This window comes from Qipengyuania flava, from assembly GCF_011762005.1.
In the GTDB taxonomy this organism is placed as follows: domain Bacteria; phylum Pseudomonadota; class Alphaproteobacteria; order Sphingomonadales; family Sphingomonadaceae; genus Qipengyuania; species Qipengyuania flava.
This window is the reverse complement of sequence record NZ_JAASQU010000001.1, coordinates 508,159-533,741: the sequence shown is the minus strand read 5'-3', so window position 1 is coordinate 533,741 and position 25,583 is coordinate 508,159. Positions and strand designations below refer to the sequence as shown.

The 25,583-nt window shown below is 64.2% G+C and carries 26 protein-coding genes and 1 tRNA gene; 25 read left to right on the top strand and 2 right to left on the bottom strand.

What is annotated here, in order from left to right:
• The first annotated feature begins 44 nt into the window (after positions 1-44).
• The 9 genes from radA to FHS69_RS02580 all read left to right on the top strand — a co-directional run bounded on the left by radA (position 45) and on the right by FHS69_RS02580 (position 10,285).
• The gene (gene radA / locus FHS69_RS02620) at positions 45-1,412 is read left to right on the top strand and encodes a DNA repair protein RadA (RefSeq protein ID WP_166776319.1); all 1,368 of its coding nucleotides are present in this window, start codon (positions 45-47) and stop codon (positions 1,410-1,412) included.
• 21 nt (positions 1,413-1,433) lie between these two features.
• Entirely contained in the window at positions 1,434-1,955 is a 522-nt protein-coding gene (locus tag FHS69_RS02615; RefSeq protein WP_067505841.1) for a CvpA family protein, read from the top strand.
• Complete coding sequence (locus tag FHS69_RS02610; RefSeq protein ID WP_166776317.1) at positions 1,955-2,389, top strand: iron-sulfur cluster assembly scaffold protein; 435 nt, start codon at positions 1,955-1,957, stop codon at positions 2,387-2,389. Before FHS69_RS02615 ends, FHS69_RS02610 begins: the two co-directional genes overlap by 1 nt.
• Positions 2,390-2,435: 46 nt before the next feature.
• Complete coding sequence (locus tag FHS69_RS02605; protein ID WP_166776315.1) at positions 2,436-4,082, top strand: MFS transporter; 1,647 nt, start codon at positions 2,436-2,438, stop codon at positions 4,080-4,082.
• 7 nt (positions 4,083-4,089) lie between these two features.
• A complete protein-coding gene (locus tag FHS69_RS02600) occupies positions 4,090-5,124 on the top strand; it encodes an alanine racemase (protein WP_166776313.1) in 1,035 nt (344 codons plus the stop codon).
• 74 nt (positions 5,125-5,198) lie between these two features.
• Entirely contained in the window at positions 5,199-5,750 is a 552-nt protein-coding gene (gene phaR, locus FHS69_RS02595) for a polyhydroxyalkanoate synthesis repressor PhaR (RefSeq protein ID WP_067466701.1), read from the top strand.
• A 49-nt stretch (positions 5,751-5,799) separates the two neighbouring features.
• Positions 5,800-7,341: a proline--tRNA ligase gene (proS, locus tag FHS69_RS02590; protein ID WP_166776311.1), complete on the top strand. Its 1,542-nt coding sequence runs from the start codon at positions 5,800-5,802 to the stop codon at positions 7,339-7,341.
• Between the two features lie 33 nt (positions 7,342-7,374).
• Positions 7,375-9,717 (top strand): ribonuclease R, encoded by a 2,343-nt coding sequence (gene rnr / locus FHS69_RS02585; RefSeq protein WP_166776309.1) that lies wholly within the window; start codon positions 7,375-7,377, stop codon positions 9,715-9,717.
• A 46-nt stretch (positions 9,718-9,763) separates the two neighbouring features.
• Positions 9,764-10,285 (top strand): peroxiredoxin-like family protein, encoded by a 522-nt coding sequence (locus FHS69_RS02580; RefSeq protein ID WP_166776307.1) that lies wholly within the window; start codon positions 9,764-9,766, stop codon positions 10,283-10,285.
• A gap of 73 nt (positions 10,286-10,358) precedes the next feature.
• Here FHS69_RS02580 and FHS69_RS02575 read toward each other — a convergent pair whose 3' ends face one another.
• Entirely contained in the window at positions 10,359-10,811 is a 453-nt protein-coding gene (locus tag FHS69_RS02575) for a universal stress protein (RefSeq protein ID WP_067466691.1), read from the bottom strand.
• Positions 10,812-10,943: 132 nt separating this feature from the next.
• Between FHS69_RS02575 and FHS69_RS02570 the strand changes: the two genes are divergently transcribed.
• The 7 genes from FHS69_RS02570 (at position 10,944) to FHS69_RS02540 (ending at position 17,198) form a co-directional block, all read left to right on the top strand.
• Entirely contained in the window at positions 10,944-12,287 is a 1,344-nt protein-coding gene (locus tag FHS69_RS02570) for a pyruvate dehydrogenase complex dihydrolipoamide acetyltransferase (RefSeq protein ID WP_166776305.1), read from the top strand.
• On the top strand, positions 12,288-12,620 hold the full coding sequence (locus FHS69_RS02565) for a hypothetical protein (RefSeq protein WP_166776303.1): 333 nt from the start codon (positions 12,288-12,290) through the stop codon (positions 12,618-12,620).
• Positions 12,613-12,987 carry an acyl-CoA thioesterase gene (locus FHS69_RS02560; protein ID WP_166776301.1) on the top strand — a complete coding sequence of 125 codons (375 nt, stop codon included), beginning with the start codon at positions 12,613-12,615 and terminating at the stop codon, positions 12,985-12,987. Before FHS69_RS02565 ends, FHS69_RS02560 begins: the two co-directional genes overlap by 8 nt.
• Positions 12,988-13,139: 152 nt before the next feature.
• Positions 13,140-13,481 (top strand): endonuclease domain-containing protein, encoded by a 342-nt coding sequence (locus FHS69_RS02555; RefSeq protein ID WP_243844508.1) that lies wholly within the window; start codon positions 13,140-13,142, stop codon positions 13,479-13,481.
• A 171-nt stretch (positions 13,482-13,652) separates the two neighbouring features.
• Positions 13,653-15,068 carry a dihydrolipoyl dehydrogenase gene (gene lpdA, locus FHS69_RS02550; RefSeq protein ID WP_166776299.1) on the top strand — a complete coding sequence of 472 codons (1,416 nt, stop codon included), beginning with the start codon at positions 13,653-13,655 and terminating at the stop codon, positions 15,066-15,068.
• 37 nt (positions 15,069-15,105) lie between these two features.
• Positions 15,106-16,965 (top strand): cation:proton antiporter domain-containing protein, encoded by a 1,860-nt coding sequence (locus FHS69_RS02545; RefSeq protein WP_166776297.1) that lies wholly within the window; start codon positions 15,106-15,108, stop codon positions 16,963-16,965.
• A gap of 47 nt (positions 16,966-17,012) precedes the next feature.
• Entirely contained in the window at positions 17,013-17,198 is a 186-nt protein-coding gene (locus tag FHS69_RS02540; RefSeq protein WP_067505866.1) for a hypothetical protein, read from the top strand.
• A gap of 9 nt (positions 17,199-17,207) precedes the next feature.
• Here the strand turns inward: FHS69_RS02540 and FHS69_RS02535 are convergent.
• A tRNA-Ser gene (locus FHS69_RS02535) sits at positions 17,208-17,297 on the bottom strand.
• Positions 17,298-17,423: 126 nt separating this feature from the next.
• On the opposite strand from FHS69_RS02535, the gene FHS69_RS02530 reads away from it, so the two are divergent.
• The 9 genes from FHS69_RS02530 to FHS69_RS02490 are packed head-to-tail and all read left to right on the top strand — an operon-like array spanning position 17,424 to position 25,485.
• Positions 17,424-18,446 (top strand): lytic murein transglycosylase, encoded by a 1,023-nt coding sequence (locus FHS69_RS02530; protein WP_166776295.1) that lies wholly within the window; start codon positions 17,424-17,426, stop codon positions 18,444-18,446.
• On the top strand, positions 18,430-19,443 hold the full coding sequence (locus FHS69_RS02525) for an SPOR domain-containing protein (RefSeq protein ID WP_166776293.1): 1,014 nt from the start codon (positions 18,430-18,432) through the stop codon (positions 19,441-19,443). The genes FHS69_RS02530 and FHS69_RS02525 overlap by 17 nt, the downstream gene beginning before the upstream one ends.
• 46 nt (positions 19,444-19,489) lie before the next feature.
• Positions 19,490-20,644, top strand: coding sequence for a D-alanyl-D-alanine carboxypeptidase family protein (locus FHS69_RS02520; RefSeq protein ID WP_166776291.1), 1,155 nt, complete (start codon positions 19,490-19,492; stop codon positions 20,642-20,644).
• Positions 20,641-21,279, top strand: coding sequence for a dTMP kinase (gene tmk / locus FHS69_RS02515; RefSeq protein WP_166776289.1), 639 nt, complete (start codon positions 20,641-20,643; stop codon positions 21,277-21,279). Before FHS69_RS02520 ends, tmk begins: the two co-directional genes overlap by 4 nt.
• Positions 21,276-22,229: a DNA polymerase III subunit delta' gene (locus tag FHS69_RS02510; RefSeq protein ID WP_166776287.1), complete on the top strand. Its 954-nt coding sequence runs from the start codon at positions 21,276-21,278 to the stop codon at positions 22,227-22,229. The genes tmk and FHS69_RS02510 overlap by 4 nt, the downstream gene beginning before the upstream one ends.
• Entirely contained in the window at positions 22,222-23,781 is a 1,560-nt protein-coding gene (metG, locus tag FHS69_RS02505) for a methionine--tRNA ligase (protein ID WP_166776285.1), read from the top strand. The genes FHS69_RS02510 and metG overlap by 8 nt, the downstream gene beginning before the upstream one ends.
• Positions 23,781-24,557, top strand: a complete 777-nt coding sequence (locus FHS69_RS02500) for a TatD family hydrolase (RefSeq protein ID WP_166776283.1) — start codon at positions 23,781-23,783, stop codon at positions 24,555-24,557. Before metG ends, FHS69_RS02500 begins: the two co-directional genes overlap by 1 nt.
• Positions 24,554-25,321: an MBL fold metallo-hydrolase gene (locus tag FHS69_RS02495; RefSeq protein WP_166776281.1), complete on the top strand. Its 768-nt coding sequence runs from the start codon at positions 24,554-24,556 to the stop codon at positions 25,319-25,321. The genes FHS69_RS02500 and FHS69_RS02495 overlap by 4 nt, the downstream gene beginning before the upstream one ends.
• Positions 25,318-25,485 (top strand): hypothetical protein, encoded by a 168-nt coding sequence (locus FHS69_RS02490; protein WP_166776279.1) that lies wholly within the window; start codon positions 25,318-25,320, stop codon positions 25,483-25,485. The genes FHS69_RS02495 and FHS69_RS02490 overlap by 4 nt, the downstream gene beginning before the upstream one ends.
• Positions 25,486-25,583 lie beyond the last annotated feature (98 nt).

Below are 25,583 nucleotides of genomic sequence, written 5' to 3'. Positions count from 1 at the left end.
CAATGGCAATTGCGTTCGCGAAATGTTCCGTTTAGCGGAGGCGCATGGCGAAACCCAAGAAACGCTACATCTGCCAGGCTTGCGGCGGAGTCTCGCACCGCTGGCAGGGCCAGTGTCCCGATTGCGCAGAATGGAACACGCTGGTCGAGGACGCGCCGGCCACGGTCTTCTCGATGAAACACGATCTGTCGAGCGGGGGTCGGGCGGTCCAGTTCGTCGATCTCGACAAGCCCGGCCCGCTGCCGACACGCCAGCCCACGGGACTTGCAGAATTCGATCGCGCGCTGGGCGGCGGGCTGGTCCCCGGCTCGGCGATCCTGCTCGGCGGCGATCCGGGTATCGGCAAGTCGACCCTGCTTCTGCAGGCTGCCGCGAAAATCGCGCGCGAAGGGCGCGGAGTGGTCTATGTCAGCGGCGAAGAGGCCTCGGGGCAGGTGCGTATGCGCGCGGCCCGGCTTGGCCTGTCCGATGCGCCGGTGAAGCTCGCTTCGGCAACGGGCGTGCGCGACATCCTCACCACGCTGGGCGCGATGGATGCGCCGGGCCTGCTGGTGATCGATTCTATCCAGACAATGCATTCGGACACGATCGAAGGTGCCCCCGGGACGGTCAGCCAAGTCCGCGGCTGCGCCTTCGAATTGATCCGCTATGCGAAAGAGAACGGCGTTGCGCTGGTGCTGGTCGGTCATGTCACCAAGGACGGCAACATCGCGGGCCCGCGCGTGCTCGAGCACATGGTCGATGTGGTCATGAGCTTCGAGGGCGAGCGGAGCCACCAGTATCGCATCCTGCGCGCGCTCAAGAACCGTTTCGGCGCAGTCGATGAAATCGGCGTGTTCGCAATGGCGGGCGAGGGGCTGGAAGAAGTCGACAACCCTTCCATGCTGTTTCTGTCGGGTCGCGACGAGCCGATGGCCGGCAGCGCGGTGTTTCCCGCGATCGAAGGCACGCGCCCGGTGCTGGTGGAAATCCAGGCGCTGATCGTGCGGCTGCAATCGGGTGCTACCCCGCGCCGCGCGGTGGTCGGGTGGGACAACGGCCGCCTCGCCATGCTGCTCGCCGTGCTCGAATCGCGCTGCGGGCTCAATTTCTCGTCGGCAGAGGTCTATCTCAACGTCGCGGGGGGCTATCGCCTGGGGGACCCCGCCGCCGATCTGGCGGTTGCGGCCGCACTCGTCAGCGCGATGGCCGACCGGCCGCTTCCCCCGCGCAGCGTGTGGCTGGGCGAAGTTTCGCTTGCGGGCGAAATCCGGCCCGTCGCGCATGGCGGGCTGCGGCTGCGCGAAGCCGCCAAGCTCGGCTTCGATCGCGGTTTCGGCCCGGCGCACGTGAAGGGCGGGGGCGACGCGCTCGCCTATGACGGCTTGGGACAACTGGCCAATCTCGTTGACCGGATAATCGGGAATTCATAAGTCGGAGCCCAAGGAAGGTTCATGACAGCTTTCGATTATCTCGTTCTGCTGATTGTCGGTGTCGCCGCCGTGGGCGGTTTCATGCGCGGATTCCTGCAGGAAGTGCTGTCGCTCGCTGCATGGGTGCTCGCCGCCTTCGCGATCCGTGCCCTGCATACGCCGCTGACGCTCGCGCTGCAGGACCACATCGGTACCGACATCACCACCGCGCTGCTGGCCTTCACCCTGCTGCTGCTGATTCCCTATGCGGCGATGAAGGTCATCGCCAACAATGTCGGCAGCGTGTCGCGCAACTCGATGCTCGGCCCGGTCGATCGCGTACTGGGTTTCGGTTTCGGCGCGCTCAAGGGCACCTTGATCGTGGTGATCGCCTTTTCGCTGCTGGTGCTCGGCTACGACAGCGTGTGGAGCTACAAGGGGCGTCCCAACTGGATTACCACCGCGCGCAGCTACGAACTGGTCGATTCCAGTTCGCGCGCGCTGGTCGAGGAACTGGCGGAGCGCCGGGCACGGCTACGCGCGCAGGCCGCCGACGAAAGCTGATGCCTACCTCGCGCACGGCCGCGCTCTACTCGCCCGAACTGCTTGCGCTCGCGATCGAGCTGGCCGATTTCCCTTTCGACCCGCAGGCACCCGTGACTGGCGAAGCGCGTTCGCGTTCGTGCGGGAGCACCATCGCCCTGTCCTCGGCGCGTCCGGATCGTATCGAACGGCTTGGCCTGCGCATCAGCGCTTGTGCGGTGGGGCAGGCGAGCGCGGCGATCTTCGCCCGCGAGGCTCCGAACATGACCGGCGAGACGCTGGCGGCGACGCTCGAGGAACTGCGTTTGTGGCTGGCGGACGATCGCGACAGCACGCTTCTGCCGCGCCTGGAATTGCTCGAGCCGGCACGGCCGCATGCCGGCCGCCACGAAGCAATCCTCCTGCCGTGGAAGGCCGCGCTCGACGCGCTTTCCAACCCCCGCAGCGCAGGCTAGACCTTCGAACGAGACACGAACAATCGCGATGCAGGGGGAGCGCGAAATGGCCACGGGTGCCGTCACACCACAAAGGGAACCGACCGAAAAAGAGATACGTCTCGTCATCGCCGCGAGCAGCGCGGGGACGATCTTCGAATGGTACGATTTCTTCATCTACGGGACGTTGGCCGGACTGATCGGCGCGGCCTTCTTCCCAAGCGATAACGAAACGCTGGAGATCCTGCTGGTGTGGGCGGGCTTCGCGGTCGGGTTCGGCTTCCGTCCGCTCGGTGCGATCCTGTTCGGTTTCCTGGGCGACCGGCTCGGTCGCAAATACACCTTCCTCGTGACCGTGACGCTGATGGGCATCGCCACAGCGGGCGTTGGTCTCATACCCAGCGCGGCCAGTATCGGACTCGCGGCACCCTTGATCGTGATTTGCCTGCGTATTCTCCAGGGACTCGCGCTGGGCGGCGAATATGGCGGCGCGGCGATCTATGTCGCCGAGCATGCCCCGCCCGAAAAACGCGGGTTCTACACCAGCTTCATCCAGGCCAGCGTGGTCGGCGGCTTCGTGCTCTCGATCCTCGTCGTCATCGCCTGCCGCGCGCTGATCCCGGCCGACGATTTCGCCGAATGGGGATGGCGCATTCCCTTCCTGCTCTCGATCGTGCTGTTGTTCATCTCGCTCTGGATGCGGTTGAAGCTGTCTGAGAGCCCGGTCTTCCAGGCCATGAAGGCGGCGGGCGAGACCAGCGCCAACCCGTTCAAGGAAAGCCTGACCTATCCCGGCAATCCGAAACGGATCTTCGTGGCGTTGTTCGGCATAACCGGCGTGCTGACGACGATCTGGTACACCGCCTTCTTCTCGGGCCTGTCCTTCCTGCGCGGGCCGATGCGCGTCGACGAGGGCGTGGTCGAATGGATGCTGCTGATCGCCGGGACGATCTCGATGAGCTTCTACGTCTTCGTGGGTCGCTGGTCCGATCGCGTCGGGCGGAAGAAGCCGATCATCATCGGCGCGCTGGCATCACTGGCGTTGCTGTTCCCGGTTTTCTGGGGAATCGGTTCGCTTGCCAATCCCGGTCTGCAGGACAGCGCCAGTGCCGCGCCGGTCACCGTGAACGGACCGGCTTGCGAATACGACCCCTTTGCCGAAGTCCAGGCCAGCGCCTGCGGCCGCGCGCTGCAGGACCTGACCGCGCTGGGCGTGCCCTATGCCATCGGCGACGGACCCGAAGCCGAGCTGTCGATCGGTGGCTCCCGGCACAGTTATGTCGACCTGCCCGGGGATACGCGCCGCGCGATCATCCAGGGCTGGCTCGAGACCAGTGGCTATTCCTTCGAACGCCAGGTCCCGCCGCTGGCCAGCATACTCGGCATCATCGGCCTGCTGCTGGTGCTGGGCATGCTCTCGGCGCTGACCTACGGCTCGGTCGCGGCATTGCTGTCGGAGATGTTTCCCGCCAAGATCCGCTACAGTTCGATGTCGATCCCCTATCACATCGGCGCGGGCTATCTGGGTGGCTTCCTGCCGCTGATCGCGGGCTATATTGTGGCGATGACAGGCAATGCCTATGCCGGCCTGTGGTACACGATGGCAGTGGTCGGTTTCGGGCTGATCGTGGCGTGGTGGGGCCTGCCGGACGGGCCGCCCCGCGATTTCGAGGACAGCGGTCAGGGTCCGCCGGTTTCCCCCGCACTTCCATGAGTGTTGCATGACCCAACTTCCGCCGCCCAGCCTGCGGCTGATCATCGATAACCAGGCGCTGGCGAATAACTGGCTGGCGCTCGATCGGATGTCGGGCACGGCGCGCGCCGGAGCGGCGGTCAAGGCGGATTGCTACGGCCTCGGCGTGGACCGCTGTGTCCCGGAGCTGTGGCAGGCCGGGTGCCGCGACTTCTTCGTCGCGCACTGGAGCGAGGTGCCCGGCGTCATCGCCCATGTGCCCGCAAACCGTGTCGCGGTGCTCCACGGCCCGCAAACCCCCGAGGACGCCGCTTTCGCGCGCGAGACCGGGGTCCGTCCGGTGATCGACAGCCTGCGACAGGCGCGGCTGTGGGGTGAGGCGGGGGGCGGTCCCTGCGACCTGATGATCGACAGCGGCATAAACCGCCTCGGCATCGCGCCCGAGGAATTGGCCGATCCTGCCGTGCAGGCGCTCGACGTCCATACCCTGCTCAGTCACCTGGCCTGCGCGGACGAGGATGTCGCGATGAACGCGCGGCAGCTCGCCGTCTTCCGCGACTGCCTGCCCGCTATTTCGCATCGGCAGGCAAGCCTTGCGAACAGCGCGGGAATCGCCCTTGGCAGCGATTATGCGTTCGACCTTACCCGGCCGGGACTGGCGCTTTATGGCGGGGTTCCGCGGCCGGAGCTGGCAGGCCGCATCGCGCAGGTCGCCTTCCCGCAGGCCGCGCTGATCCAGACGCGCACGATCGGGGCAGGGGCGAGTGTCGGGTACAATGCGACCTTCACCGCGCCTGCCGACATGCGCATCGGTGTCGTGTCGCTCGGCTATGCCGACGGCATATTGCGCAGCTGGGCGGGCGCGCATTTCGTGCATGGGGAACGCAAGCTGCCGATCCTCGGCAAGGTGTCGATGGACATGATCGTCATCGATCTGGCAGCCGCGCCCGAACTTGGCGATGGCGACTGGGTCGAGCTGCCCTATCACTTGCCCGATGCTGCGCAGCAAACCACTCTTTCGCAATATGAATTGCTCACGATACTGGGTAATCGCTTCGGTTGACCCTTACGTCATGTTGCGCCGCACTTTCCGCACGTGCTAATCGTCTTGCAACGCACAATTGGGAGCAGGTGAGTATGGCGAGAAAGACTGCCGAGGGCGAACCGATAATCATCAAGAAATACGCCAACCGGCGGCTCTACAATACCGATACCAGCAGCTACATCACGCTCGACGATTTGGCGAAGATGGTCCGCGAGAATATCGACTTCAACGTGCTGGACGCGAAGAGTGGCGACGACATCACCCATACGATCCTGACGCAGATCATCGTCGAGGAAGAAAGCCATGGTTCGCAGATGCTGCCGGTCAGCTTCCTGCGCGACCTGATCGGCATGTATGGCAATTCGATGCAGGCGATGATGCCCAGCTATCTCGAAGCCAGCATGGCGAACCTGCGCAAGAACCGCGAACAGATCCAGTCGGCTTTCACCAAGGGCATGGAAGCCAACCCTCTGGCCGCGATGGCCGAAGCCAATTTCAAGATGATGCAGAACGCTGCGGAAGCCTTCATCCCGGCGACCCGCAAGGCCGACCCGGCAGAAAAGGCGGGGCAGGAAGACGATTTGGCCGAAATGCGCGCACAGATGGCGGCGATGCAGAAGAAGCTGGACGAAATGAGCAAATGACGGCATCGGCCCGCGCGCCGATCCGACCAGCAACAACGGGAATATCTACATGGCCCAGATCCGCCATGCGCTGACCGCGCGCCGCGAAGACGATTTCGCCGCCTGGTATCAGGAAGTCATCAGCGCTGCCGAAATGGCCGAGGAATCGGGCGTGCGCGGCTGCATGGTGATCCGCCCCTGGGGCTTCGGCATCTGGGAGCGGATGCAGCGCCTGCTCGACGACCGGATCAAGGCGACGGGCCATGAAAACGCCTATTTCCCGATCTTCATCCCGCTGTCGAATTTCGAGCGCGAGGCCGAACATGTCGAAGGTTTTGCCAAGGAAATGGCGGTGGTCACGCATCACCGGCTGATCGCGGGCAAGGATGGCGGCTTGATCCCCGACCCCGAAGCCAAGCTGGAAGAGCCGCTGGTCGTGCGTCCGACGTCGGAAACGATCATCGGCGATGCCATGGCGCGATGGGTGCAGAGCTGGCGTGACCTGCCGCTCAAGCTCAACCAATGGGCCAATGTCGTGCGGTGGGAAATGCGCACCCGCATGTTCCTGCGGACCAGCGAATTCCTGTGGCAGGAAGGTCATACGGCGCATGCCGACGAGACCGAGGCAAAGGACCACACGCTCACCATGCTCGAGGTCTATCGAGCGTTTGCGGACGAAGACCTCGCGCTGGCGGTGGTTCCCGGCGAGAAGCCTGAGAACGAGCGCTTCCCGGGCGCGGTCGAAACCTGGTCGATCGAGGCGATGATGCAGGACGGCAAGGCGCTGCAGGCGGGCACCAGCCATTATCTCGGCACCAATTTCGCGCAGGCTAGCGGCATCAAGTACCAGAACCGCGAAGGCGGCGAGAGCCTGGCGCATACCACCAGTTGGGGTGTTTCGACGCGGATGGTCGGCGGTGTCATCATGACGCATGGCGATGATGATGGCCTGCGCCTGCCGCCCAAGATCGCGCCGCAGCAGGTGGTGATCCTGCCGATGCTGCGCGACAAGCCCGAAGACGAGGCGCTGATCGCTTATTGTGAAGCGTTGCGCGCGACGCTGGCCAGCCAGACCGTGCTGGGCGAACCGCTGCGCGTCCTTCTCGACACACGCCCCGGCAAGGCAGCGCAGAAGCGCTGGGATTATGTCCGCAAGGGCGCGCCGGTAATCGTCGAGGTCGGTGGGCGCGACATGGACAATGGCGTGGTCAGCATGTTGCGCCGCGACCGGCTGTGGGATGCGGAAACGGGCAAACCCGCGTTCCAGAACCCGTCCCGCGAAGTGGCCGGGCAGACGATCCCCGACGTTCTCGCCGACATGCAAAGCGTGCTGCTGACCGAAGCCGCCGAGCGGCGAGACGCCAACATCACACGCGGCGTGACCGAGTTTGCCGACGTCGAGCAGCACTTTGCCGCTTCGCGCTATCCGGGCTGGGTGGAAGTCCAGTGGTCGAAGCCTACGGGCGCGGCGCTGGAGAAGGTCGTCGAGCGGCTGAAGGAACACAAGCTTACCATCCGCAACGTGCCGATGGATGCCGCGCCGGTGGATGGAGCGTGCATCTTCACCGGTGAAGCAGCGGTCGAGCGCGTGCTGCTGGCAAAGGCGTATTAGGCACCCCGTGACATGGGGACCTGGCGTCCCCATATGACGGCCATGACAAAACAGAACAAATTCCGGAAGCCGCAGGGGCTTCCGTCGAAACAGCAAATACTCGAATTCATCCAGACCTCCGATACCCCCGCCGGCAAGCGCGAAATCGCCAAGGCCTTCGGGCTCAAGGGGCAGGAAAAGATCGCGCTCAAGAAGCGCCTCAAGGACATGGCCGAGGAAGGCCTGATCGATGGCAAGCGCACCGCCTATCACCGCATGGGCGGCGTGCCCAAGGTGACCGTGCTCAAGATCGTCGCGATCGAGGATGGCGAAGCGATCGCCGAGCCCGAGAACTGGGCGCCCGACAGCAAGGAAAAGCCGCCGCGGCTGGTGGTGAAGGACAGCAAGAAGATCGCCGCGGTCAAGCGCGGCGACCGCATCCTTGCGCGCAACGAGGAAACCGCGCGCGGCTGGATCGCGCATCCGATGAAGAAGCTGCCCGCACGCACCGAAGGCCTGATGGGCGTTGTCGAAATGGACGGCGCGGGCAAGCCGTGGCTCGCCCCGGTCGACAAGCGGGTACGCGACAGTGCGCCGATCGGCGAATTGGGCGAGGCCGAGGCAGGCGACCTCGTGCTGGCCGAACGCATGGGCAAGTCCGCGCGTTCGAAGGTCAAGGTGGTCGAGGTCATCGGCGATCCGCTGGCGCCCAAGGCCTTCAGCCTGATCGCCATCGCCAAGCACGGCATTCCGCATGTCTTCCCGCAGGAAACCATCACCGAGGCCGAGCGCGCGGTCGACCTGCCATTGTCGAGCGAGCACCGTGAAGACCTGCGCGACGTGCCCATCGTCGCGATCGACCCCGCCGATGCACGCGACCATGACGACGCGATCTGGGCCGAACCCGACGGGAAGGGCGGTTACCGCGCGATCATCGCGATCGCTGATGTGAGCTATTACGTCCGCCCCGGCGGCGATCTCGACCGCGAAGCGCGCAAGCGCGGCAATTCGGTCTATTTTCCCGACCGCGTCGTCCCGATGCTGCCCGAAGTGCTCAGCGCGGATGTCTGCAGCCTCAAACAGGATGTCGACCGGGCGGCGATGGCCTGCCACATCCGCATCGACAAGGACGGCAAGGTCAGCGACTGGCGCTTCACCCGCGCCATCGTGCGCTTGGCGAAAAACATCGCCTATGAGGACGCGCAGGCGACGATCGATGCCGGCGACCCGCCCGAATACCTCCAGAATCTGTGGGGCGCGTGGAAGCTGCTGTTCAAGGCGCGGCAGGCCCGCGACCCGCTCGATCTCGAACTGCCCGAACGGCAGGTCCGCCTCAACGACGCGGGCGTGATCGAGGAAATCGCGGTCCGCGAACGGCTCGATGCGCATCGCGTGGTCGAAGATTTCATGATCGCTGCCAATGTCGCGGCGGCCAAGGCGCTCGAAGCCAAGGCCGCGCCGGTGGTCTACCGCGTGCACGAACAGCCAAGCCGCGAGAAGCTGCTCGCCTTCCGCGAATATCTCGCCACGCAGGGCAAGAAATTCGCACTGGGGCAGGTGATCACGCCGGGGCTGTTCAATCGCATGCTCAAGGACATTTCGGACCCGGCCGAAAAGGCGCTGATCATGGAAGCGGTGCTGCGCAGCCAGACGCAGGCCTTCTACGGTCCGCAGAACGCCGGCCATTTCGGCCTTTCTCTCGGCAGTTATGCGCATTTCACCTCGCCGATCCGGCGTTATGCCGACCTGCTGGTGCACCGTGCGCTGGTCGATGCTTACAAGCTCGAACAGCCTAGGCCCGAGCCAGCGCTCGAAATGCCCGAGGCCTCGGGCCTGTCCGACCGCGACAAAACCGCGTTGCACCAGATCACCGATGCGATCAGCCAGACCGAACGCCGCGCGATGGAGGCCGAACGCGACACGATCGACCGCTATGTCGCGGCCTGGCTGTCGGGCCGCGTGGGCGAAACCTTCGACACGCGCATCACCGGCGTGCAGGGCTTCGGCTTCTTCGCGACGATCGAGAAGCTCGGCGGCGACGGGCTGGTCCCCGTCAGCACGCTGGGGCGCGAATATTTCACCTATGACGAAGCCGCGCAAAAGCTCGTCGGCGAACGCAGCGGCACCGAATATACCGTGGGCGACCGGCTCAAGCTCAAGCTGGCCGAAGCCAACGCACTGACCGGGGCGCTCAAGTTCGAAGTGCCCGACAGCGATGGTGCGGGGATCGAGCCGCGCGGCAATCGCGCGCCTTCGAAGAAGCGCAGTCACCAGAAGAAAGGACCACGCAAGGGTCCTGCCGGGGGCAAGGGCCAGGGCGTACCGCGACAGTCGCACGCGCAGGGCCAGCGCGGCCGCCCGGGGAACATCCGCCACCAGGGGCGCAAGAAGAAGTAGGGAACACAGGCGGGCTTTCGCCCATTGGCCGGGTAAAGGAGACACCATGACCCAGCTCGTACCCGGCCAAGCCGTTCCCGATCTCGACCTGCCACTGACCATCGACGCGCGCTTCGAACTGTCGCAGCAGCATCCCGATACCTTCACTATGCTGGTGTTCTATCGCGGGAAGCATTGCCCGATCTGCAAGAAATACCTCACCGAGCTCGGCAGCAAGCTGGGCAAGTTCACCGACAAGGGCATCAACGTTTTCGCCGTGTCGATGGACAGTCCCGAGCGAGCGGCAGTCAGCCATGAGGAATGGGAAACCGGCGACCTTCCGATCGCGCATTCGCTGAGCGAGGAGAAGGCCCGCGAATGGGGCCTTTACATTAGCAAGAAGCGCGAAGGCAGCGAAGAGCCGGACATCTTTTCAGAACCCGGACTGTTCCTCGTCAAGCCCGATGGCACACTGCACTTTGCCGTGGTGCAGAATGCGCCTTTCACGCGGCCCGACCTCGATGATCTGCTGAGCGGTTTGAGTTTCACGCTCGAGAACGATTATCCAACCCGCGGGACGCTGAGCTGAAGCCGGCTTTCCGTTCGCACACTTAGCGAGCGATATGGCCCCGTCCGGTTCTGCCGGACGGGGCTCTTTAACATTAAGCGAGCGCGTCGATCTGGTCGCGGCTGAGCCCGCCGGGCACGAGGTAGAGCGGGCAGGGCAATTGCCCTGCATGGCCCGCGAAATGCGTCACCAGCGGCCCCGAACCGCCCTCGGCGCTGGTCGCCAGCACCAAAGCGGCAATGTTGCCGTGCTCCTCGATATACTTGCGGATCACGTCGGCGGGCGGGCCGGGCCGCACCGCGATGGTCGGCATCTTGCCCATTTCGCCGAAGATATTGCCCGCCGCGCTGTTCGCCATCACCTCGGCCCGCTCGCGCGCTTCCTGCTCGATCGTGGCCTGCACGCCGCCGAAGGCGTTGAAGGTCTGCTGCGGCACCAGCGCGAGGATATGCACCGACCCGCCGGTCTTGTGCGCGCGCAGCGATGCGAAACGCAGCGCCTGCTTGGCCTCTTCGGTTTCGTCCATGACGACAAGGTAAGTACGCATAAGTGCTCCCGGCTCCCTTTCGCGCGGACTATCCGGTAATTCGTATTCTGCGCAAGGACCTTGCTTGCGCTGTGCATCTTCGGCAGAGGTCGCGACACAACTCTCTCCCCAGCGAGGACGTAACGTCACACCATGCCCACGCCGATCAAGATGCCCGCCCTGTCGCCCACCATGGAGGAAGGCACGCTCGCCAAATGGCTGGTGAAGCCGGGGGACAAGGTGGAAGCCGGCGACATCATGGCCGAGATCGAGACCGACAAGGCGACGATGGAATTCGAGGCCGTGGATGAAGGCACGATCGCCAGCATCGCGGTGGAAGAGGGCACCGAAGGCGTGAAGGTCGGCACCGTGATCGCGATGCTCGCCGAAGAGGGCGAGAATCTGGACGAGGCAGCCGCTGCGACACCGTCGGATGCGGCGGAAGCCGGAGATGACGAGGCAGCAGATACGGCAGAAGCCGACACCGGGGCCAAGGATGAACCGACCAAGGCGGCGCCCCGTGCAAGCGCCGAACCCGCCCGTGCCGCGATCGAAACCGACGCCAAGGCGCCCGCTGCCCCCAAGGACGACAGCGGCGGGCGTATCATCGCGTCCCCGCTCGCCCGCCGGATCGCCGAGCAGAAGGGCGTGGACCTTGCGGGCGTGACAGGCTCCGGCCCGCGCGGCCGGATCGTCAAGGCCGATGTCGAAGGCCTCGAAACCGGGGCAGCCCCTGCCAAAGCCGAAGCGTCTTCGCCCGCGCCCAGCGCGCCGCCCAGGCCCGCCACGCTCGGCGGCGATCTCGATGCGCCTTACGAAGCGCAAAAGCTCAACAATGTCCGCAAGGTCATCGCGCGTCGCCTGACCGAGGCCAAGCAGACCATCCCGCACATTTATCTCACCGTCGATGTCCGGCTCGATGCGCTGCTCGACTTGCGCAAGCAGCTCAACTCCAGCCTCGAAGCGGACGGCGTCAAGCTTTCGGTCAACGATTTGCTGATCAAGGCGCTCGCCCGCGCGCTCCAGCGTGTTCCGGCATGCAATGTCAGCTTCCAGGGCGACGAGCTGTTCCAGTATGCCCGCGAGGATATCTCGGTCGCGGTCGCCGCGCCCTCGGGCCTGATCACCCCGATCATCCGCGACGCAGGAAAGAAGGGGCTCGCGCAGATCAGCACCGAGATGAAGGAATTGGCGGCCAAGGCGAAGGACAACAAGCTGCAGCCGCAGGAATACCAGGGCGGCACCGCCAGCCTGTCGAACCTGGGCATGTTCGGCACCAAGCAGTTCGACGCGGTGATCAACCCACCGCAGGCGATGATCCTCGCGGTCGGCGCGGGCGAGCAGCGCCCCTGGGTGGTCGACGGCGCATTGGGCGTCGCCACCGTGATGAGCGCCACCGGCAGCTTCGACCACCGTGCGATCGACGGCGCCGATGGCGCGCAGTTGATGGAAGCCTTCAAGCAGCTGTGCGAGAACCCGATGGGGCTGGTGGTCTAATTGACCGAACTGCCAGATCTCGGTCTTTGGGGCGATGGTGATGAGATTTGGGCCATCGAAGGTGCTTTTGGTGCGATCGATATGGAAGTCCAGGTTGAAGATGCATCACAGTGGCTGACTGTCGGCGATGTGTGGCGGTCCGCTGTCTCAAGCCGTGCAGAATTGGCTCATGATGAGTCAGGATGGGACCATTTTCGAAGGGCCATCTCAAGCGAGACTATGGTCGATTGGAAATTGGTCGGTCAGCAGACCCAGCTGATTGACGGCAAAGGACACAGTATCTTGTCGCGCTTGTTGAAGGGCATTTGGAGAAAGATCAAAGCGGATGCCTGACCGCTCCCCTCAAATCCGCGTCACCGCGATGCCGACCGATCTCAACCCCTATGGCGGGGTGTTCGGCGGGTGGCTCATGAGCCAGATGGCGCTCGGCGCCGGTTCACTCGCCAGCCGCGAGGGCAAGGGCAAGGCGGTGGTCGTCTCGGCCAGCGATTTCGCCTTTCCCGGCGTCATGCAGGTGGGCGACGAGCTGTCGGTCTATTGCGAGATCGTCGCCACCGGCACCACCTCGCTGACCATCTCGGCCGAGGCCATCGCGCGTGAGCGCAACGGCACCGCCGAGACCAGGGTCGCGCAGGGCACATTCAAATTCGTCCTGCTCGACGACAACAACCGCCCGCGCGCAGTGGCCCAATGGGCGTGATGGCGCGCTCGCAACCCCCTCTCCCCGACCCTCTCCCGCAAGGGGAGAGGGGGACGGTGAACTCCTCTCCCCTCGCGGGAGAGGAAGGGGCCCGCCGCGCAGCGGTGGGAAGGAGAGGGGGCAAGCGCGACCTCCTTTCTCTCGCCAAACGTATGCGGCGCGAGCCGACCGAGGCGGAGGCGCGGCTGTGGTCGATCCTGCGCGCAGGCCGGATGGATGGTGCCAAATTCAAGCGGCAGGAGCAGATCGGCGATTTCATCGTCGACTTCGTGTGCTTTGCCGAGAGGCTGATCGTCGAGGCGGACGGTTCGCAGCATGTCGAGAACGAGGCGGATGAGGCGCGCGACGCCTGGCTGAAATCTCAGGGCTTTCGCATCCTGCGGTTTTGGAAAGACGATATCCTGCGCGACACCGATGCGGTGGGTGAGGCGATCCATGCTGCGCTTCGGCCCCCTCTCCCCAACCCCTCTCCGGCGAGGGGAGTGGGGCTTTGAGGGCTGTCCTACAGGCCCGGGCCCATGCGATACGCAGCCACATGACCCGCACGCATTCCCCGCTCCGGACCGACGTAAAACACGGCTCCGCGCGACCCGGATTTTCTTCGCTTGAACCGTGTAACACCCGGTCCATGTCTGCGACCAAACGAGAGACTACAGAGACGAATCATGGCTGACACCAATTACGACGTCATCGTGCTCGGAAGCGGCCCCGGCGGCTATGTCGCGGCGATCCGCTGCGCGCAGTTGGGCCTCAAGACCGCCATCGTCGAACGCGAACTGCTCGGCGGTATCTGTCTCAACTGGGGCTGCATCCCGACCAAGGCGCTGCTGCGCTCGGCCGAGATCCTCCACTACGCCCAGCACGCCGAGGATTACGGCCTCAAGATCGCCGGCAAGATCGAGGCCGATCTCGAAGCGGTGGTGAAACGCAGCCGCGGTGTCGCCAAGCAGCTCAACCAGGGCGTCACGCACCTGATGAAGAAGAACAAGATCGCGGTGCATATGGGCGAGGGCACGCTGACCAGCCCGACCAGCCTCACTGTGAAAGGCGAGAAGGGCGAGGAAAAGCTCACCGCCAAGCATGTGATCGTCGCCACCGGCGCGCGCGCGCGCGACCTGCCCTTCGCCAAGGCCGACGGGAAGCGCGTGTGGACCTATCGCCACGCGATGACTCCCAAGGAAATGCCCAAGAAGCTGCTGGTCATCGGCAGCGGTGCGATCGGGCTCGAGTTCGCCAGCTTCTACAACGACATGGGCGTCGATGTGACCGTGGTCGAAATGCTCGACCGCGTGGTTCCGGTGGAAGACAAGGACGTCTCCGCCTTCCTCGAAAAGAGCCTGACCAAGCAGGGCATGACGATCATGACCGGCGCGGGCGTCGAGGACCTCAAGGTCACCGACAAGGGCGTGACGGCCAAGATCAAGGACAGCAAGGGCAAGGTAAGCGAGACCGAGTTCAGCCATTGCATCACCGCGATCGGCATTGTCCCCAACACCGAAAACGTCGGGCTGGAAAAGCTGGCCGATATGGACCGCGGCTTCATCCAGATCGACGACTACGGCCGCACCAGGTCGAAGGGGCTGTGGGCGATCGGCGATTGCACGCCAGGCCCGTGGCTGGCGCACAAGGCGAGCCATGAGGGCGTCACCACCGCCGAAGCAATCGCCAAGGAACTGGGTAACAAGGACGTTCACCCGCACCCGCTCGACCGCGCCAACATCCCGGGCTGCACCTATTGCCACCCGCAGATCGCCAGCGTCGGCCTGACCGAGGCCAAGGCGAAGGAAGCGGGTTACGAGGTCAAGGCGGGCACCTTCCCCTTCATCGGAAACGGGAAGGCGATCGCGCTGGGCGAGGCCGAGGGCTTCGTGAAGACCGTGTTCGATGCGGAGACGGGCGAACTGCTGGGCGCGCATATGGTCGGCGCGGAAGTGACCGAGATGATCCAGGGCTTCGTCGTCGGCAAGACGCTGGAAACGACCGAAGCCGAGCTGATGCAGACCATCTTCCCGCATCCGACAATCAGCGAATCGATGCACGAAAGCGTGCTTGCGAGCTACGGGCGCGCGCTCCATATCTGAGGCCTGACACGCGCCACCGCGCGAGGGGGATGACAGCGTGACCGGTTTCCTGATCCTGGCCTTCCTGATCCTCGTGGCCGGGGTCCTCGCGGTTCCGCTGGCCACGCGCCTCGGGCTCGGTTCGGTGCTCGGCTACCTGCTTGCCGGCATGGCGATATCGCCGTTGCTCGCCGCGCTCTCGGTCGATGTCGAGGCGCTGCAGGTCTTCGCCGAGTTCGGCGTGGTGATGATGCTGTTCATCATCGGACTGGAGATGGAGCCCAAGCGCCTGTGGGAGATGCGCGGCAAGCTTGCCGGGCTCGGCGGCGGACAGGTCGTGCTGACCACGCTCGTGCTGACCGGGATCGCGCTGCTCGCCGACCAGCCATGGCAGACCGCGCTGGCGATCGGCATGGTGCTGGCGCTCAGTTCGACCGCGATCATCGTCCAGACGCTCACCGAGAAAGGGCTGATGCGCACGCAGGGGGGCGAAGCCAGCTTCTCGGTGCTGCTGGTGCAGGACGTCGCAGTGATCCCGATCCTCGCGCTGGTCCCGCTGCTGGCTCTGCCCGAGCTCGCATCGCTTGCCGCGGGACATGGCGAGGGCGGGGCGCATGGCGGGATCGACCTCACCGCGCATATGTCGATCTGGCTGGCCGCGGCGACTCGTATCGCGGCAGTGGCAGCGGTGATCGCCATCGGCATTTTCGCGATCCGGCCGCTGTTCCGCTACATTGCGCGCGCCAATCTGCGCGAGCTGTTCACCGCCGCAGCATTGCTGGTGGTGATCGGGATCGCGCTGCTGATGTCGCTGGTCGGCCTGTCGCCCGCACTTGGTGCTTTCATTGCAGGCGTGGTACTGGCCACCAGCGAGTACCGGCACGAGCTCGAAAGCGACATCAACCCGTTCAAGGGACTGCTGCTGGGCTTGTTCTTCATCACCGTGGGCGCGGGGATCGACTTCGGCCTCGCCGCGACGATCTGGGATTCGGTGCTGTTCTGGGCCGCGGTCACCATCGCCGCGAAAATGGCAGTGCTGCTCATCGTCGGCTGGCTCTACGGACTGCGCAAACAGGCGCTATGGCTGTTCTGCCTCAGCCTTCCGCAGGCCGGCGAATTCGCCTTTGTCCTCATCGCCTTCGGTGTCGCCAATGCGGTCTTCGCGCCTCAGTTCGCTGCGCAGCTCCTGCTTATCGTGGCGCTGACCATGCTGGTGACGCCGCTGCTGTTCATCCTCTACGACAAGCTTATCGCGCATGCCTATTGCGCGGGGCAGGGCGGGCGCGAAGCCGATGCGATCGAGGAGGAGAACCCGATCATCATTGCCGGTCGCGGCCGTGTGGGCGGGATCGTCGATCGCATGCTCGACGCCTCGGGTCACCGCGCGACGGTGATCGATTACAACAGCGACCATCTCGAAGTTCTCAAAAAGTTCGGCGTCTCCACCTATTACGGCGATGCCACCAGGCCGGACCTGCTCGCCAGCGCGGGGATCGAGCGCGCGCGCATCCTCGTAGTGGCGCTCGATGAGCGCGAGCAGATCGACAAGCTCGTGCGCTATGCCTGCGGCAACTTCCCCGATCTGCATGTCGTGGCTCGCGCCAAGGACCGCGATCACGTGTACCATCTGTGGGCTATGGGCTGCCGCGACATCGTGCGCGAAACCTACGACAGCAGCCTGCGCATGGGCCGTTCGGTCTACGAAGCGCTCGGCTACGATCGCCAGGCAGCGATAGCGATGGTCGAGGCATTCGAGACGATGGACCGCACTTCGATGCGCGAAGTCGCGGACACCTACCGGCTCGACATCCCCGCCTATGAGAATGAGGAACTCCTCGCCAAGATCAGGGAACTGAAGGCCGAATGGGATCCCAAGTTGCGCGAGGCGATGGACGAGATCGCCGCGCGCGGTCGCTGATGGCAACCAGTCGGCATGCCGTGCGTTGACCGGGAAAGGAGATCGACATGACCATTCCCGAACGCGATACGCCGCAGGCGCAGGACCACGCCGCGCAGGACGACGAGGACAGCGAAGTGATCAAGAAGCACAAGGCGCTGCGTCACCAGTCCTCGATCGATCCGCAGGATTACCCCAAATCGGATCGCAAGGATCAGTCGCTGGTCCGCAAACCCGGAGATGACGACGGCTGATGCGCAATGTGGCGGAGAGGGTGGGATTCGAACCCACGAAGGGCTTGCACCCTTGCCGGTTTTCAAGACCGGTGCATTCAACCGCTCTGCCACCTCTCCGCGAGCGCGGGGCTAGCTAGTCAAAACCTGCATACTTGTCACGCATTTCCGCGAAGGAGGATGGGCTGTGCCCCGCAAACGCCGAATGACACTTGCCGTTAAGCTACGCTCTGCAACAATTGCAGCATGATATCCCGCTCGTTCTTCGCCGCCATGGGCGCGCTCGCCCTCGCTCTCCCCGCTGTGCCTGCCCAGGCACAAACCGATTTGAGCTTCGATTCCTATGTCCAATTGCTCATGGCGCGGGCACGCGCCGAGGGCGTCAGCGAAGGCACCTTGCGGCGGATGACCGCAGGACTCGAACCCAATTCGCGAGTCATCAGCCTCGACCGGGCCCAGCCCGGCACGCCCACCAGCACCGGCTATCCCCCGCTAGCCCCTTACATATCGCGCCACGTCGATGCCGCGCGGATACGCGGTGGCCGCGATGCGCGCGCCAGCTGGTCCGGGACGCTCCGCGCTATCGAGCAGGAATACGGTGTTCCCGCGGAGATTTTGGTGGCGATCTGGGGGCACGAGACGGCCTACGGCGCAGTGAAGGGCGGGTTCGACTTGTCGCAGGCGCTTGCCACGCTGGCCTGGGAAGGGCGTCGGCGCGAGCTCTTCGCGAGCGAATGGGTTGCGCTGATGAAGGTGGCCGACAAGGGCTATTCGCGAAGTGAACTCAAGGGCAGCTGGGCAGGTGCTTTCGGCAATCCGCAGTTTCTGCCCTCGGTCTATCTGCGGCTCGCGACCGACGGCAATGGCGACGGCCGTGCAGACATCATGAACAACGGCGCCGACGCGCTGGCGTCGATCGCGAACTACTTCCGCGACGCGGGCTGGCGCGTCGGACAACCTTGGGGCGTGGCCGCCTATGTCCCGTCGGGCTTTGATGTCGGCGCCTATCGCACCCCGATTGATGCGCCCGTATGCTCGCGCGTGCATGAGCGGCATAGCGTGTACAAGCCGGTCAGCGAATGGCGCGCCCTGGGTATCCAGCCGCAGCGCAATATCGCCGACGACACGCTGGTCACGCTGTTCCAGCCCGATGGGCCGGGGACGTCCGCATGGCTGTTAACCTCGAATTATCGGGTTATCCTCGAATACAATTGCTCGAACTATTACGCCATGAGTGTGGGGCTGCTTGCCGATGAGATCGCCAATTAGGGCCTGTTTTTCGCTGGGAACCGCCGCGACGGCGCTTGCGCTGGGCGCCTGCACCGGCATTGCGCAGGCTGCGCCGGAGCCGGCTTCGCGCAGCATCGCCAACGATCCCTCGGCGGATTACCCGGTGGTCATCGGGGAGCCCTTTACCATCGACGGAGTGACTTATACGCCCGAAGATACACTTAATTACGACCGCGTGGGCTATGCGACGATAGACGAAAATGCGGGCGAGGGCGTGACGGGTGCGCATCGTACGCTGCCCTTGCCGAGTTATGTCGAGGTGACATCGCTCGATAGCGGGCGCACGATCCTCGTCCGGATCGAAAACCGTGGCCCGATGAGCAATGATCGGCTGCTCGCACTATCACCTGCGGCGTTGAACCAACTGGGCGTCGAAGAAGGCGCACCCGTTCGCATGCGGCGCGTCAATCCGCCCGAAGACCAGCGCGCGGAACTGCGCGCGGGACGTACGGCGCCGCTGCGCATGGCGACGCCCGAAGGCTTGCTCGAAGTGCTCAAGCGGCGTTTGCCGGCACGCGGCTCGGCTCCGCTGGGTGATCCGCGGCAAGCCACGGTAAGTGGTAGCGTGCCGACACCGGGAGCCATTGCCTCGCTCGATCCCGACCAGGAGGCAGCGATGGCCGAGGCCCCGCCTCAGCCGAAAGCTCCCCAGACTGCACCAGCACCGGAAGCCGATACGGCCCCACCGTCCGTATTGCGTCCTGAACTACCGGCTGCGGTGCAGGGCGGGCCAGCACGCGCGCCATTAATGGTGCCTACCGAAGCGGACGGAAAATTCGCGGTCCAACTCGGGGCTTTCTCGGTTCGCGCGAATGCCGATCGGCTGGCGCGCGAGGTGCAGGGCAATGTCGCGATGCAAGGCAATCTGGCACTGGTTCGGGTTGGACCCTTCGCTACCCGTGGACAGGCGGAGCAGGCGCTCGCCAAGCTCCGCGCGCGCGGTTATAGCGACGCCCTGATACGACCAATCGACTGATAAGCCGTGGCGCTCGCCCGGCACGGGAGCGCAATTGCCCAATCGCATGATTTCGCTGGCCGTCCTCGCAACGGCTCTGCTTACGGCCCCGCTCGGCGCACAGCGTCCTGCGGCTGTCGCGCCTGCGATCCCGAGCGAATACGCAGCGCCGATCGCCTATCTGCTCGATGCGGGCAGCGGTCAGGTCCTGTATCAGCGAGAAATCGACCGGCGCTTCATGCCGGCCTCGATAACCAAGGTCATGACGACGTTCCTCGCCTTCGAATGGATGGAGGAAGGGCGGCTGTTCCCGCAACAGGTCTACTCGGTACGGCCGGAGACCTTCCGCACATGGCATCGCAAGGGTTCGACCATGTTCCTGCCCGCCGATGCGCGCGTCACCGTCGACGATCTGCTGCATGGCGTGACGACGGTTTCCGCCAATGACGGCGCCATCGTACTCGCCGAAGGCGCGGCGGGTTCGGTGGAGGATTGGGTCGCGGCAATGAACGCCAAGGCACGCGAAATCGGCATGGCGGACAGCCACTTCGGCAATCCGAACGGGTGGATGGACGACGGCAAGACCTTCGTTACCGCGCGCGATCTTGGCACGCTGGCGCAGGCCATGGTCACCCGCCATCCATCGAAATACCGGCATTTCGTCGGCATGAAGGAACTGAGTTTCAACGGGATTTCCCAGCGCAATCACGATCCGATATCGGGGACCGTTCGTGGTGCTGACGGGATCAAGACGGGTTACACCAATCAGGCGGGCTTCGGCTTTCTCGGTTCGGCACAGCGTGACGGACAACGGCTGGTCATGGTTATTGGCGGAAGCCCGGGCGGTCGCGAGCGACGGGATGCATCGCGGCAGTTCATCGAATGGGGCTTTGCGAATTTCGAGAGCCGCCTGCTGTTTCCCGGGAGCGCGCGGATCGGCTCGGCCCGCGTCCAGCAGGGCGGGGCGGATGCGGTCGGCCTCGTCGCACGCGGTCCGCTGCGCATCGCGGTGCCGCGCGGCGAGAATCCCGACATCACGCTTGCCCTATCTTATGAAGGACCGCTCCAGGCGCCGATCGCCAAGGGTGAAGAGGTTGCCGAACTGGTGGTATCGATTGCTGGCATGCCCGAGCATCGGGTGCCGCTCTACGCCAGCGAGGAAGTGCTCGAAGCAACACTGGTCCAGCGCGTGTTCAATGCGCTCGGGAGCTGGGTGGCATGACGCGGGGGCGGTTCATCGCCTTCGAAGGCGGCGAGGGCATGGGCAAATCGACCCAGGCACGGATGCTCGCCGAGTCCCTTCGTGAAAGCGGGCTGACGGTCACGCAGACCCGGGAACCGGGCGGAACACCGGGTGCAGAAGCCGTTCGCGAGCTGTTGCTGGCTCCCCCCGGTTCAGGCTGGACCATGGAAGCCGAGGCGCTGCTGTTCGCCGCCGCGAGGGCGGATCATGTCGCGCACAGCATCCGCCCGGCGCTCGATAGTGGCGGGTGGGTGATCTGCGACCGCTTCATCGATTCGAGCCGAGCCTATCAAGGCGTTGCAGGGGGAATGGGCGACGACGCGATCATGGGGCTGCATGCCTTCGGCAGTGCCGGGCTGATGCCCGACCTCACAATCATGATCGAGGCGCCGCAGGACATCGTGTCGGCGCGATTGGCGGCACGCGACGGCGATGATAGCGACGCGATCGGCGGCCGCACTTCAGCCTATCATGCCGCCGTCAACGAGGCGTTTCGCGATTTCGCCTCCCGCGACCCCGCGCGCTTCGCCATCGTCGATGGTGCCGGATCGATCGAGGACGTGCACCGCCGCGTCCTTTCCGAAGTCGCACGGCGGCTGGGGGCGTTCGAGTGACGCTGCTCGGCCACGACCAGCCATGGCGCGAATGGCGCAAGGCCATGGGCGGTGAGCGGATGCATCACGCTTGGCTATTGGCCGGCCGGCGCGGTGTAGGGAAGGCAAGCTTCGCGCTGGCAGCGGCACGCGAGCTGATTGGTGCTGCTCCGGGTGAGGGGGGCAGCCATCCCGACATCATCACGCTGACCTACGGGCCGAAGGACGACAAGGAAGAACGCAAGCGCGCAGACGGCAAGCCTTACGAACAGGCGCGCAGCATCCGTATCACACAGATCCGCGCGATGCAGGCGCGGCTGGGGACGCGACCCACGCTCGGCGACAAGCGGGCAATCATCATCGATCCGGCCGACGATCTCGAGCGGAACGCCGCCAACGCACTGCTCAAGAGTCTCGAGGAACCTCCGGTCGGGACCTACTTCCTGCTGGTTGCGCACAGCCCCGCACGCCTGCTCCCGACGATCCGGTCGCGCTGCCGCGTGCTGCGTTTTCCGACGATCGCCGATGCGGAGATGGATCGGCTATTGCGCGAGCTGTCGCCCGGCGCGGACGATCCCACCCGTGCGGCCGCAATCGCGGCGGCAGCCGGGTCGCCCGGGGCCGCGCTGCAATTCGTCGAGCTCGAACTGGGCAAGGTCGCGCGGGCAATGACCGATATCCTCGATCGCGGCGATCCGGGGTTCCAGCTTCGCGGGACGCTCGCGGGGCTGATCGGCGCGCGGCCCGACCGCGAACGCATTCGCGCGGTGCTCGAACTGGCGCGTTCGGTCGTGGCGCAGCGGCTCGACGGCGCGCTTGCCGACCCGCGCCCGATCATCGACACGCATAGCGAGCTTGTCAGGCTGACCGGCGAACAACCAACCTACAATTTCGACGCCGGATTGCTGGCGATGGAAATCGGCACCTTGCTCGCACGCGCGGCGGGCGCTAGCGAGCGGGCCAATGGCTGAACCCTACTACCTCACCACCGCGATCCACTATCCCAATGGCAAGCCGCACATCGGCCATGCCTATGAAACGATCGCGGCCGATGTCGTCGCCCGCTTCCAGCGCTTGCGCGGACGCGAAGTGCGGTTCCAGACAGGGACCGACGAGCATGGTCTGAAGATGGCCCAGAAGGCGCGCGACCTGGGCAAGACCCCGCGCGAACTGGCGGACGAGATGTCGGGGCACTTCAAGGATTTGTTCGATGCACTGAACATCTCTTACGACCGCTTCATCCGCACGACAGACGCCGATCATCATCGCGCCAGCCAGGCGATCTGGCAGGCAATGGAGGCCAAGGGCGATCTCTACCTCGATCGCTACGAAGGCTGGTACTCGGTTCGTGACGAAGCCTATTACGACGAGAAAGAACTGGTCGAAGGCGAGGGAGGCGAAAAGCTGTCCCCGCAGGGGACTCCGGTCGAATGGACCGAGGAAGAGACCTGGTTCTTCCGCCTGTCTCGCTATGCCGAGCCGCTGCTCGAACTGCTGAACACACCGGGCTTCCTCGAACCCGTAAGCCGCCGCAATGAAATGGTGGCCTTCATTGAGCGCGGGTTGCAAGATCTGTCGGTGAGCCGGACCAGCTTCGATTGGGGCGTGAAAGTGCCCGGCAGCGACGGCCACGTCATGTATGTCTGGGTCGATGCGCTGACCAATTACATCACCGGCCTCGGCTATCCCGATGGCGGTCAGATGTGGGACAAGTTCTGGCCCGCCGACCTTCATCTTATCGGCAAGGACATCGTCCGCTTCCACACGATCTACTGGCCGGCCTTCCTGCTGAGCGCGGACCTGCCGCTGCCCAAGAAAGTGTTCGGCCACGGTTTCCTGCTCAACCGCGGCGTCAAGGAATCGAAATCGGCGGGCAATGTCACCGATCCGATGGAACTGGCGGAGCGGTTCGGGGTCGATGCGCTGCGGTACTTCCTCATGGCCGAAGTTACCTTCGGGCAGGATGGGAGCTATTCCGCCGAAGCGCTTATAAACAAGGTCAATGCCGAGCTTGCGAACAGCTTTGGTAACCTTGCGCAGCGCACCCTGTCGATGATCGCGAAGAACATGGACGGAAAGCTCGAGCGCTTCACCAGGGAGGGCACCGACAAGGCGCTGCTCGATACGGTAACCGAAGCCTGCGCGGTGAAACTGCCGCGCGAATTCGAGAACCTCAACTTCTCGGTCGGGATCGAAGCATGGCTGAGGGCCGTTTATGCCTGCAATGCCTACGTCGATGAACAGGCGCCCTGGGCGCTCAAGAGAACCGATCCGGAACGGATGAAAGCGGTACTGCAAACGCTGTTCATCGCCATTCGCGATCTCGCGATTGCCATCCAGCCCGTCGTTCCCGAAAAGGCCGCCGCCGTGCTCAATCAGCTGGGTGTCGCAGGCGAAAACCGCAGCTACGCCGACCTCGGCGATGCGGAGTGGTTCGGCGCACTCGTTGCGGCGGGCCATGCGATCGACAAGCCGACCCCGATCTTTCCGCGTCTCGAGCTGCCCGAAGCGGAGCCTGCCTGATGCTGGTCGACAGCCATTGCCACCTCGAATACGAAGGTCTCGTCGAAGACCAGGCGGGCGCACTCGATCGCGCGCGCGAAGCCGGTGTGGAGCGTTTTCTCAACATATCGACCAAGCAGGCTGAATGGGCGCAAGTCGTCGGCACGGCGCGCGCCACGCCCGATGTGTATGCCAGCGTGGGAATTCACCCGCACAATGCGGACGACCATGTCGATCTGACCCGGGAAGAGCTTCGCGCCGCGACCGACGAACCGAAGGTCATCGGCATCGGCGAAACCGGGCTCGACTATTATTACGACCATTCGGATCGCGAAGCACAACAGCGTCTGTTCCGTCTGCATATCGATGTTGCGCGCGAAGTGCAGCTTCCGGTCATCATTCATACGCGCGATGCCGAGGACGATACGCTGGCGATCCTCCAGGACGAGATGGGGAAGGGCGCCTTTCCGGCGCTGATCCACTGTTTCACTGCCTCGGCCGACTTTGGGCGGGCCGTTCTCGATCTGGGCCTCTCGGTCTCGATCTCGGGGATCGTAACCTTTAAGAGTGCCAGAGATCTGCAGGAATTCGCCCGGGAAATTCCGCGCAACCGTTTGCTGGTCGAAACCGACAGCCCGTTCCTTGCACCGGTCCCACATCGCGGCAGGCCGTGCGAACCTGGCTTCGTACGCGACACGGCACGGTTCCTCGCAGACTTGCGCGGCGAGAGTCTCGAAGAGCTTGCCGGCCATACCACGCGCAATTTCCATTCCTTGTTTGCGAAAGCTTCCGCGTGAAATTCCGGATGCTCGGCTCGGGCACTTCGACCGGGGTGCCGCGGATCGGCAATGACTGGGGCGAATGCGACCCGCTCGAGCCGCGCAACCGCCGCTCGCGCGTGTCGATCATAGTTGAAAACGATGCCGGACAACGCATACTCGTCGACACCTCCACCGATCTGCGCGCGCAACTGCTCGCCAACGACATCGGCAAGGTCGACGCGGTTTTCTGGACGCATGACCATGCAGACCACTGCCATGGTATCGATGACCTGCGGGTGATGCGCTACGATCGGAGTAATCCGCTGCCCGGGTTCGCCAGCAGCAAGACCTGTGCAAATCTCAGGCGGCGGTTCGACTACATCTTCGAAGGGCAGCATGGCTATCCGACCTTGATGTCATTGAAAAATGTCGAGGACACCCAGTTGGTTGCCGGGTTTTCCTTCGATCATGTCGAGATGCCGCACGGGCCTGTCACCAGCACCGGATTCCGGTTCGAGGCCGATGGCAAGTCGATCGTCTACGCGACGGATTTCAGCGAAATCACGCCAGCCATGCTCAAGTGTTTTGATCGAGCCGACATCCTCGTGGTCGATTGCCTGCGCCGTAGGCCGCACCCGACACATGCGCATCTCGATATGGCGATCGACCTTGCGCGCAAGGCAAAGGTCAGGCGCGCGGTACTGACGCATATGGACAAGAGCATGGACTATCGCAGCCTGTGTGCCGAGGTTCCCGATCATGTCACCGTTGGTTTTGACGGGCTGGAGATGGCAGCATGAACGAATATCAGATCGTATCGCTGATCTCGCTCCTTGGCTTCCTCATTCTTGTCGGTTCTGCTTTCGGTGCCCGCGACGTAAGCTGGAAGAAGGGATTATACATGGCCGGAGCATGGGCCGGGATCTTCGCAATCGTCATCCTATTCATTGACATAGTGCGCTGACTCCCTCGACGGTCTCCGCCTTCAATTTAACATAATATATATTATCATCTTCAATGAAGCGCGTGGCGAAGAGCCTTACCCTCTTATCCGGTCCTGCT

Excerpts from the sequence above, each read along its gene's own strand:
- radA (WP_166776319.1), top strand. The coding sequence starts at position 45 with ATGGCGAAACCCAAGAAACGCTACATCTGCCAGGCTTGCGGCGGAGTC.
- FHS69_RS02615 (WP_067505841.1), top strand. The coding sequence starts at position 1,434 with ATGACAGCTTTCGATTATCTCGTTCTGCTGATTGTCGGTGTCGCCGCC.
- FHS69_RS02610 (WP_166776317.1), top strand. The coding sequence starts at position 1,955 with ATGCCTACCTCGCGCACGGCCGCGCTCTACTCGCCCGAACTGCTTGCG.
- FHS69_RS02605 (WP_166776315.1), top strand. The coding sequence starts at position 2,436 with ATGGCCACGGGTGCCGTCACACCACAAAGGGAACCGACCGAAAAAGAG.
- FHS69_RS02600 (WP_166776313.1), top strand. The coding sequence starts at position 4,090 with ATGACCCAACTTCCGCCGCCCAGCCTGCGGCTGATCATCGATAACCAG.
- phaR (WP_067466701.1), top strand. The coding sequence starts at position 5,199 with ATGGCGAGAAAGACTGCCGAGGGCGAACCGATAATCATCAAGAAATAC.
- proS (WP_166776311.1), top strand. The coding sequence starts at position 5,800 with ATGGCCCAGATCCGCCATGCGCTGACCGCGCGCCGCGAAGACGATTTC.
- rnr (WP_166776309.1), top strand. The coding sequence starts at position 7,375 with ATGACGGCCATGACAAAACAGAACAAATTCCGGAAGCCGCAGGGGCTT.
- FHS69_RS02580 (WP_166776307.1), top strand. The coding sequence starts at position 9,764 with ATGACCCAGCTCGTACCCGGCCAAGCCGTTCCCGATCTCGACCTGCCA.
- FHS69_RS02575 (WP_067466691.1), bottom strand. The coding sequence starts at position 10,811 with ATGCGTACTTACCTTGTCGTCATGGACGAAACCGAAGAGGCCAAGCAG.
- FHS69_RS02570 (WP_166776305.1), top strand. The coding sequence starts at position 10,944 with ATGCCCACGCCGATCAAGATGCCCGCCCTGTCGCCCACCATGGAGGAA.
- FHS69_RS02560 (WP_166776301.1), top strand. The coding sequence starts at position 12,613 with ATGCCTGACCGCTCCCCTCAAATCCGCGTCACCGCGATGCCGACCGAT.
- FHS69_RS02555 (WP_243844508.1), top strand. The coding sequence starts at position 13,140 with ATGCGGCGCGAGCCGACCGAGGCGGAGGCGCGGCTGTGGTCGATCCTG.
- lpdA (WP_166776299.1), top strand. The coding sequence starts at position 13,653 with ATGGCTGACACCAATTACGACGTCATCGTGCTCGGAAGCGGCCCCGGC.
- FHS69_RS02540 (WP_067505866.1), top strand. The coding sequence starts at position 17,013 with ATGACCATTCCCGAACGCGATACGCCGCAGGCGCAGGACCACGCCGCG.
- FHS69_RS02530 (WP_166776295.1), top strand. The coding sequence starts at position 17,424 with ATGATATCCCGCTCGTTCTTCGCCGCCATGGGCGCGCTCGCCCTCGCT.
- FHS69_RS02525 (WP_166776293.1), top strand. The coding sequence starts at position 18,430 with ATGAGATCGCCAATTAGGGCCTGTTTTTCGCTGGGAACCGCCGCGACG.
- FHS69_RS02520 (WP_166776291.1), top strand. The coding sequence starts at position 19,490 with ATGATTTCGCTGGCCGTCCTCGCAACGGCTCTGCTTACGGCCCCGCTC.
- tmk (WP_166776289.1), top strand. The coding sequence starts at position 20,641 with ATGACGCGGGGGCGGTTCATCGCCTTCGAAGGCGGCGAGGGCATGGGC.
- metG (WP_166776285.1), top strand. The coding sequence starts at position 22,222 with ATGGCTGAACCCTACTACCTCACCACCGCGATCCACTATCCCAATGGC.
- FHS69_RS02500 (WP_166776283.1), top strand. The coding sequence starts at position 23,781 with ATGCTGGTCGACAGCCATTGCCACCTCGAATACGAAGGTCTCGTCGAA.
- FHS69_RS02490 (WP_166776279.1), top strand. The coding sequence starts at position 25,318 with ATGAACGAATATCAGATCGTATCGCTGATCTCGCTCCTTGGCTTCCTC.